Consider the following 6,928-nt stretch of genomic DNA (forward strand, 5'->3'; position numbering starts at 1 on the left):
CGAGGAGGTTCTCCAGGACGGTCATGTGCGGGAAGAGGTTGAACTGTTGGAAGACCATGCCGATTTCGGTCCGGCGTCGACATGCCTCCGCCTCCCGGATCTCGTGAAGGACGTTTCCGCGCAGTTCGTAGCCGACGTGCTGCCCGGCTACGGTGAGTTCTCCGGCGTCGATGGACTCGAGGTGGTTGATACATCGCAGGAGTGTGCTCTTGCCAGACCCCGAGGGCCCGATGAGGCATACCACCTGGCCCTGGTGCACCGTGAAGTCGATACCGCGGAGAACTTCAGTGCGACCGAACGACTTTCGGACACCTCGTGCTAGCACCAGTGGTTCGTTCACTTCGCTGCTCCGACTGTCGGATGGATCGAGGTTGGTGTGGTCGGTGAGGGTGGGAGCAGTCGTTCTCGCAACTGCTTGGACAGCGTGTTCAACTGCGACGGCGTCGTGGTGGCGCCGCGGCCGTAATGACGTTCCAGGAAGCTCTGCGCGATCATGAGTAGGCCCGTCAATGCCAGGTACCAGATCGTCGCGACGATGAGCATCGGGATGGTTTCGTAGGTGCGCGCATAGATGGTCTGGGCAGTATTCAGCAGTTCGGGTAACGCGATGATGCTGACCAGAGACGTGGTCTTCATCATGCTGATCACCTCGTTGCCCATTGGGGGAACGATGGCGCGCATGGCTTGGGGGAGAACGATCCGGCGAAGTGCCAAACGAGGTGGCATACCGAGCGCTGTGGCCGCTTCGCGTTGTCCAGGGTCGACGGACAGGATTCCAGCCCGCACGATCTCGGCCGTGTGGGCGGCTTGGTGCAGCGACAACCCGAGCAAGGCCGCAGTCCACGCGCCGATCACGTCATTGGCGGATGCGCTGAAGAAGGTGACGACGCCTGGGATCCCAAGGGAGATATTGGGATAGAGCGCGCCCAGGTTGTACCAGAACAGCAACTGTACGAGTAGCGGGGTGGCCCGGAAGAACCAGACGTAGAAAGCAGTTGGGCTGGACAACAACGGATTTGGAGACAGTCGAAGGACTGCGAGCAAGGTCCCGAGCACGGTGCCGACGATCATCGCGATGACCGTGAGCCAGATCGTGTTCAGTACGCCCGCCCATATTGCGTGCTGAAAGAGGTATTCGCCCACGACGTTCCACTCGAAGCGTGGGTTGGTCGCCATCGAGAACACAATGGCGATCGTGAGGAGCAGGATCAGCGCTGCCCCGGCCCACCGTGCCGGGTGTCGGCGATGGCGGACCTGCAGGACGCGTGGGTTGACTGCTGTAGTCATGACGACTTGTCCAATGTTCAAGGGGTAGGAGGGCTGGTGACGACTTCTGCTTGATCGACCGCGTTCTCGCGCAGGCCCCATTTGTCGAGTAACCGTGCATAGGTGCCGTCGCGAATGAGGTGCTGGATGGCCTGAGCCACCAGCGGAGTCAGCGGGGAGTTCTTGGCGAGTGCGGCGCCGACCATGGCCCGCTTGTAATGGCCTGCGACACGGAACTTGTCGCTCTTCTCGGCCGTGTAGTCGACGATCGAGATGCTGGCGTACATGACATCCGCCCGGCGACTGCTGATCGCGAGCACGGCGGCGTCATTGGCCGGAAAGGTGCTGATCGAGTAGGGCGGCAGACCGGCTTCAGCGCACATCTCTTGGTTCTCTTCGAGGACGGTCTGCTGGGCCGATCCGGTTTGCACCGCCACTCGATACCCGCACAGATCGGGGAGCTCGGCAACGGTCATGCTGGTCTCCGCTGATGCCAAGAATCCCTGTCCTCCGTTGTAGTACGACACGAAGTCGACTACCGCGAGCCTCTCGGGCGTCACTCCCAGCGAGGACAGGGCCATGGAGTAACGCTGGGACTGTAGTCCGGGGATGATGGTGTCGAAACCTGCAGTCGCGAGGTTGGTTCGGACTCCGAGTACGGAACCGATGGCATGGGCCACGTCGACGTCCAACCCGACCAGCGTGTGGTCATCCGGGGCTACGAACGTCATGGGGGGCAGGTTGGAGCTGGTCGCGACCACCAAGCCGTCGGCGCGGATCGAGGCAGGCACCTGATCCGCGAGTGCGGGTACCTCCAGAATCTGCGGCATGGCAGTCAGCGTGCGGACCTCCGCGTCGTTCTGCGTCGCGGTGGAGCAGCCACCGACGGTCAGGCAGGCAACGGCGAGAACGATCGCCGCTGCGCTGCGGGCCGTGGGCGGCGTCGCCCTCATCACGCGGTCCCCACCCGTCCACTCGGGGGCGGCATTGCGCGCGCAAAGGCGAATGGCTGCAGGGCGCGGGGCTTGCCGCCGGTCAGAAGCCACTGGGCGATGTTTCGAGAGGCGGCGGGCACCAGAGCCCAGCCGTGACCCGTCCATCCGGTGGCGATCACGAGATTCGACGTGCCGGGCACCGTGTCGATGAACGGAATGTGATCGACGGACGCCGATTCGATTCGGCCCGCGTCGGCGGCGAGGACGGAGAGCGCGCCGAGGTCGGGAAACGTCGACGACAGCAGGTCGAGGTTGGCCCGGACGTTCTCGTCGATCGCGACGCCACGGGAGGTCTCGTCATCCCAGCGCCCGCGCCAGCCTCCGCTGAGCATGACGACGTCGTCGTCGAGCACCTTCACCGACAAGGCCCGGCTGTCGTGACCCGTCAGGTACGGGATGTCAGGGCTGTGTTCGGAGCGCACCAGGATTGCCTGAGGCAGTATCGGCCGGATGGGGACCTTGAAACCGTTGGCGGCCTGTACGAGTCGCAGGCTGCCGTAATTGTTGGTCAGCACCACGGCCTGCCGTGCCGCGACCAACGCTTCGCCCTGGTCGACGGTGACACCAGACACTCGTCCCGCTGAATCGGTGACCAGCGAGTCAACCTTTGAGTTCTCGACGAGCACGACGCCGTGCCGTTCCGCAGCGCGGGCGTACGCCGTGGTCGTCGCCTGGTGCGACGACATTCCGTCGAGCGGCGCATAGATGGCTGCCTTGACCGATTTCGTGACGGCCGGGAACCGTTCGCGCACCGTGCGTTCGTCCCAGATCTCGGTCGGAATGCCGAAGTCGTTCTGAACGTCGGCGCACAGCCGCGCGGCGGCCAGCCCGCTGGCTGACCCGCTCGGAGACTCCTCCACCAGGCAGACGCCGCCGGTGCGGACGTAGCCGCAGTCCTCTTTGAGGTCATCGGCCAGCGTCGGCCACAGGTCGTATGCCTCGCGCATCAACTCCAGTTCGCGAAGGTCGCGCCGGTTGGCCCGCACTCCCCGCTTGCCCCAACCGCCTGAGGCGCCGTCGGCGACCGAACCTGCGTCGACGAGAGCGACCGAGGCACCGCCGAGGGCCAGGTGGAAGGCGGTGGCGCAACCGTAGGCCCCCGCGCCCACGATGACGAAGTCGTACGCGGCAGACGCCGGTGTAGAGGTTTGGCTCACACATCGAGTGTAGGAAAAACTTCACTAGATGGCAATGATGAATTTAAAACTTCTCTATGGCAGGGTCAGGGGATGCGTGACGAAACGTCGGGCACCGGCCCAAGCGTCTTCGACCTGACGCTGCTCACGGCGCAGGAGTTGCGGGTGGGACAGTTCGCCGTGCGAGAGCCGCTCAGATTCGCGACGAGCCCCACTAGCGAGATCGCGCACTGGACTTCCACGAGCGAAGCCACGGTCATCCGCACGTCGCGTCGGCTTGGCTTCTCGGGACTGAAGGAGATGAAGGCGGTCTGTGCCGCCATGGTCGAGGAATCCCGTGATCTGCCCAGCCTTCTGAGGTCTCGCCTCACTGAGCTGTCGGCGCAGGAAAAGCCTCGGTCGGCGGGCGAGACTGCGCAGCGTGTCGCAACCGACACGGCCGACCTGATACTCCAGCTGGGCCGCGACCTCCACGGATCCGACGCCCTGCCCGCTTGCATCGCCGCGATCGAACGCGCCGCCCGCGTGATCGTCTACGGCATGGGCACTGCCTACAGTGTCGCCGACTATGCCGCACTTCTGCTGCAGCGCATAGGGTTTCAAGCTTTGGCACTGACGGGCGGCGGCCACATGAACGCCGATACGCTGTTGCGCCTGAGGCCCGATGACGTTCTGATCGTGATGGCGCCCAGGGTGATCTTCCCGGACGTCCAGACGCTGCTCGATCACGCCGTGCGCCGCGTTGCGACGACCGTGGTCGTGTCACAGGAGGTGCCCGTCGGAGCGTCGGACACGTTGATCCATCTGAGAATTCCGCACCCCGTGGCGTCGGCCTCCGAATCCGTTACGGCGTGGGTGGTCGCGGACGTCATCCTTGCGGAACTGGGTAGACGCAACACCGAGCAGGCCGTCAAGACCACGACCGAGCTGCAGCAGTTCCGAGAGGCCCTCGCCGACGGGCGACGCGGACGCCGCAAGCAATGACACCCGCCACTGGCCCCATGCCCGCCGTGGCACGGCGTCAGCTGGGGTGAGAGCCGTTCGGCTCCATGCCGATTAGCGACGTGAGTTCGGTGACGAGTTCGCGGACGCGGTTTAGGTCGGTGGCCTCTGGCGCCTCGATTTGCGGGGTTGGGTTTACCGAGGCGTCGATGTCGAAGACCGTGTGCGGTCGATGCCAGGCCGAGAACCACTCCAGGCCACGTCCGTGCGGGTCTTGAGTCACGCCTTGCATCAGAAGCACGGGTTCGCCGCGCTGGCATCCCAGATGTCGAGTCACCACTGGGTCGGCAGGTACCGCCTGAACTCGGCGGGGGCCGCCATGGGGTTGGCAACCGACGCTGCGCATCCAGTCGTGCAGTGAGCCGCCGTCGAGTTCCTCGGACGAAAGGGTGGGGAAAAGGTCGGCGGGTAGCCACGTTGACATGTACACGACCGGTTCGCCGTCGACGCTGCGTACCCGCTCGAGTCGCCAGGTGTGAGCTGTGCGCAGGGCAGCGGCGGCATCGGTCGGCGGCTCCTCGACGGCGAGGCTGATGACCTCGGTTCGGAGTTCCTGGCCGGCGGAGGCCAGCTGCTGCCGTAGTCCGCCTGCCTGGCTGGCCCGGCGGTGATGCTCCCGCTGTGGGGCGACGACGCTGCCTCGGCCGCGCTGTCGGACGATGAGACCCCAATCGGCCAGTTGGCCGAGAGCCTGCCGCACCACGCTGCGTGAAACGCCATAGGCGACTTGCAACTCGTCTTCCGTGGGCAGTGGGGCACCGGGCGGAAGCGATTGGCTGTCGATTTGTTGGCGGATCGCGTCCCTGATCTGCGCATAGAGCGGGCCGTCGCCACGTTCGAGTCCCACGCCACTCCTCCTTGGTCCTTGACCTGATCAGCAGGGTACCGACAACTCGAGGTCACATCCGTACTTGACGTGTGACCCACATCATGATTTTCTGTACGTACTAATCGTACGTACAACTGGCGAGAAGGCCTAAAGGAGATGTCTGTGAGTACCACCGAACCGCGCCCTTCACGGGTTCCGATTTTTCGCTTCATGTCGCGGATACCGGGCGGCTTGATGCTGATCCCGCTGGCGCTGGGCGTCCTGTTCAACACGTTCGCGCCCGCGGCCCTCGAAATCGGTGGGTTCACCTCGGCGTTGTTCCACGATGGTGCGCTGACGCTGATCGCCCTGCTGATCGTCGCGACCGGGGCGCAAATCACCGGCAGCCACGCAGGTAAGGGCGCGGCAGGCACGACGCTCGTGGTGCTCTTCGCCAAGACCTTGATCCCGATTACCCTGTGTGTCGTTCTGGGCTTCACCGTGGGAATCGACGGTGTGCTCGGAGTTTCGATCCTCGCGTTGATCGCGATCTTCGGAAACAGCAACGGGGCTCTGTGGCTTGCGTTCTCGGGTCAGTACGGCGACGAGCGCGACAGGGGCGCGTACCTCGCGAGCGCGTTCGACGACGGTCCCTTCCTGGCGCTGATCTTCCTGGGGGCAACGGGGCTAGGCGACATCCCCGTCATTGCGCTGGTGGCCGCGGTGGTGCCGTTCATCTTCGGCATGTTCATCGGCGCCTTGGATCGAGAGTGGACCAAGGTGCTCACGGCAGTACCCGCAATCACCATCCCGTTCATGTCGTTCGCCGTGGGAACGGGAATCGACCTGCACACGGTGCTCACCGGCGGCGCGGCGGGCGCGGTCCTGGGCGTGGGCGTGGTGGCGCTAACGGGTGGACTCACCTACCTCGGCTACCGCTTCATCCTGCGCCGTGGCCCGCAGAGTGGCATCGGGTTCGCCGCCGGGACGACGGCAGGAAACGCGGTGGCCGTACCTGCGGTCGTCGCAGCGGCCGACCCCAAGTTCGAGCCGTTCATCGCATCCGCTGCAGCCCAAGCGGCCACCGCCGTCTTGGTAACCGCTCTGCTTGCCCCGACCGTGGCTGCCTGGGTGATGCGCAGGGCCGGTGGGCTCAAAGACGTTCAAGTCGACCTGTCCAAAGTCACGACGGCTTCCTGAGGCTGAGGAGAATCATGCGCGACCACCGCCTAATCACCTGCACCTACTACATCGAGACCGACGGTGACCCTCGCCGTGGCGCGGAGATGCTCGCCGGCGAACAGTCCAGCGGCACCTTCGTCGCGGTGCCCGGCGAGACCGATCGGATTCGGGTTCGCCACGCTGCCGAGGTGACCGACGTGCGCGAACTCGGAGAGGTTGCACCGTCGCTCCCGTCTCGGACCCGACCGGACCGGGTGCGCGCCGCCGAAGTCGTCGTGCAGTTCCCGATGGAGAACATCGGCACCGACCTCGCAACCCTGCACACCGCGGTCGCGGGAAATCTGTTCGAACTCGTCGGCCTGTTCGGCTGCCGGCTTCAGGAGTTGAATCTGCCGGACGAATTCATCGAGGCGCACGCGGGGCCGGCGTTCGGGGTCGAGGGGACGCGCAAGCTCATCGGGGGTACCGATGGCGCATTCGTGGGAACCATCGTCAAGCCGAACGTCGGTCTCAGTGAGCCCGAATTCCGTTCGGTGGTG

The 6,928-nt window shown here is 64.9% G+C and carries 7 protein-coding genes and 1 pseudogene; 3 read left to right on the forward strand and 5 right to left on the reverse strand.

Annotation, left to right across the window (positions count from 1 at the left end; translation table 11 throughout):
- The 4 genes from ABW137_RS28445 to ABW137_RS28460 form a co-directional block, all read right to left on the reverse strand.
- Positions 1–340 (reverse strand): ATP-binding cassette domain-containing protein (locus ABW137_RS28445; protein WP_526405018.1); only part of this gene is annotated, 340 nt, incomplete at its 3' end.
- Positions 337–1,287: an amino acid ABC transporter permease gene (locus ABW137_RS28450; RefSeq protein ID WP_526405020.1), complete on the reverse strand. Its 951-nt coding sequence runs from the start codon at positions 1,285–1,287 to the stop codon at positions 337–339. The genes ABW137_RS28445 and ABW137_RS28450, both read right to left, overlap by 4 nt.
- Before the next feature lie 17 nt (positions 1,288–1,304).
- On the reverse strand, positions 1,305–2,219 hold the full coding sequence (locus ABW137_RS28455; RefSeq protein WP_526405022.1) for an ABC transporter substrate-binding protein: 915 nt from the start codon (positions 2,217–2,219) through the stop codon (positions 1,305–1,307).
- A complete protein-coding gene (locus tag ABW137_RS28460; RefSeq protein ID WP_526405024.1) occupies positions 2,219–3,418 on the reverse strand; it encodes an NAD(P)/FAD-dependent oxidoreductase in 1,200 nt (399 codons plus the stop codon). Before ABW137_RS28460 ends, ABW137_RS28455 begins: the two co-directional genes overlap by 1 nt.
- Before the next feature lie 72 nt (positions 3,419–3,490).
- Between ABW137_RS28460 and ABW137_RS28465 the strand changes: the two genes are divergently transcribed.
- Positions 3,491–4,381 (forward strand): MurR/RpiR family transcriptional regulator, encoded by an 891-nt coding sequence (locus ABW137_RS28465; protein WP_526405026.1) that lies wholly within the window; start codon positions 3,491–3,493, stop codon positions 4,379–4,381.
- Positions 4,382–4,418: 37 nt separating this feature from the next.
- On the opposite strand, the gene ABW137_RS28470 is transcribed toward ABW137_RS28465, so the two are convergent.
- Positions 4,419–5,246, reverse strand: a complete 828-nt coding sequence (locus ABW137_RS28470; protein ID WP_526405028.1) for a GntR family transcriptional regulator — start codon at positions 5,244–5,246, stop codon at positions 4,419–4,421.
- A gap of 144 nt (positions 5,247–5,390) precedes the next feature.
- Between ABW137_RS28470 and ABW137_RS28475 the strand changes: the two genes are divergently transcribed.
- Positions 5,391–6,407, forward strand: a complete 1,017-nt coding sequence (locus ABW137_RS28475; RefSeq protein ID WP_526405029.1) for a 2-keto-3-deoxygluconate permease — start codon at positions 5,391–5,393, stop codon at positions 6,405–6,407.
- Between the two features lie 14 nt (positions 6,408–6,421).
- Positions 6,422–6,928 (forward strand): annotated as a pseudogene (locus ABW137_RS28480) (RuBisCO large subunit C-terminal-like domain-containing protein); the annotation flags it as partial.

This window comes from Mycobacterium sp., from assembly GCF_040509115.1.
Classification (GTDB): Bacteria; Actinomycetota; Actinomycetes; order Mycobacteriales; family Mycobacteriaceae; genus Mycobacterium.

Coding starts and splice junctions, on each gene's coding strand:
- ABW137_RS28455 (WP_526405022.1), bottom strand. CDS start 2,219: ATGAGGGCGACGCCGCCCACGGCCCGCAGCGCAGCGGCGATCGTTCTC.
- ABW137_RS28465 (WP_526405026.1), top strand. CDS start 3,491: ATGCGTGACGAAACGTCGGGCACCGGCCCAAGCGTCTTCGACCTGACG.
- ABW137_RS28450 (WP_526405020.1), bottom strand. CDS start 1,287: ATGACTACAGCAGTCAACCCACGCGTCCTGCAGGTCCGCCATCGCCGA.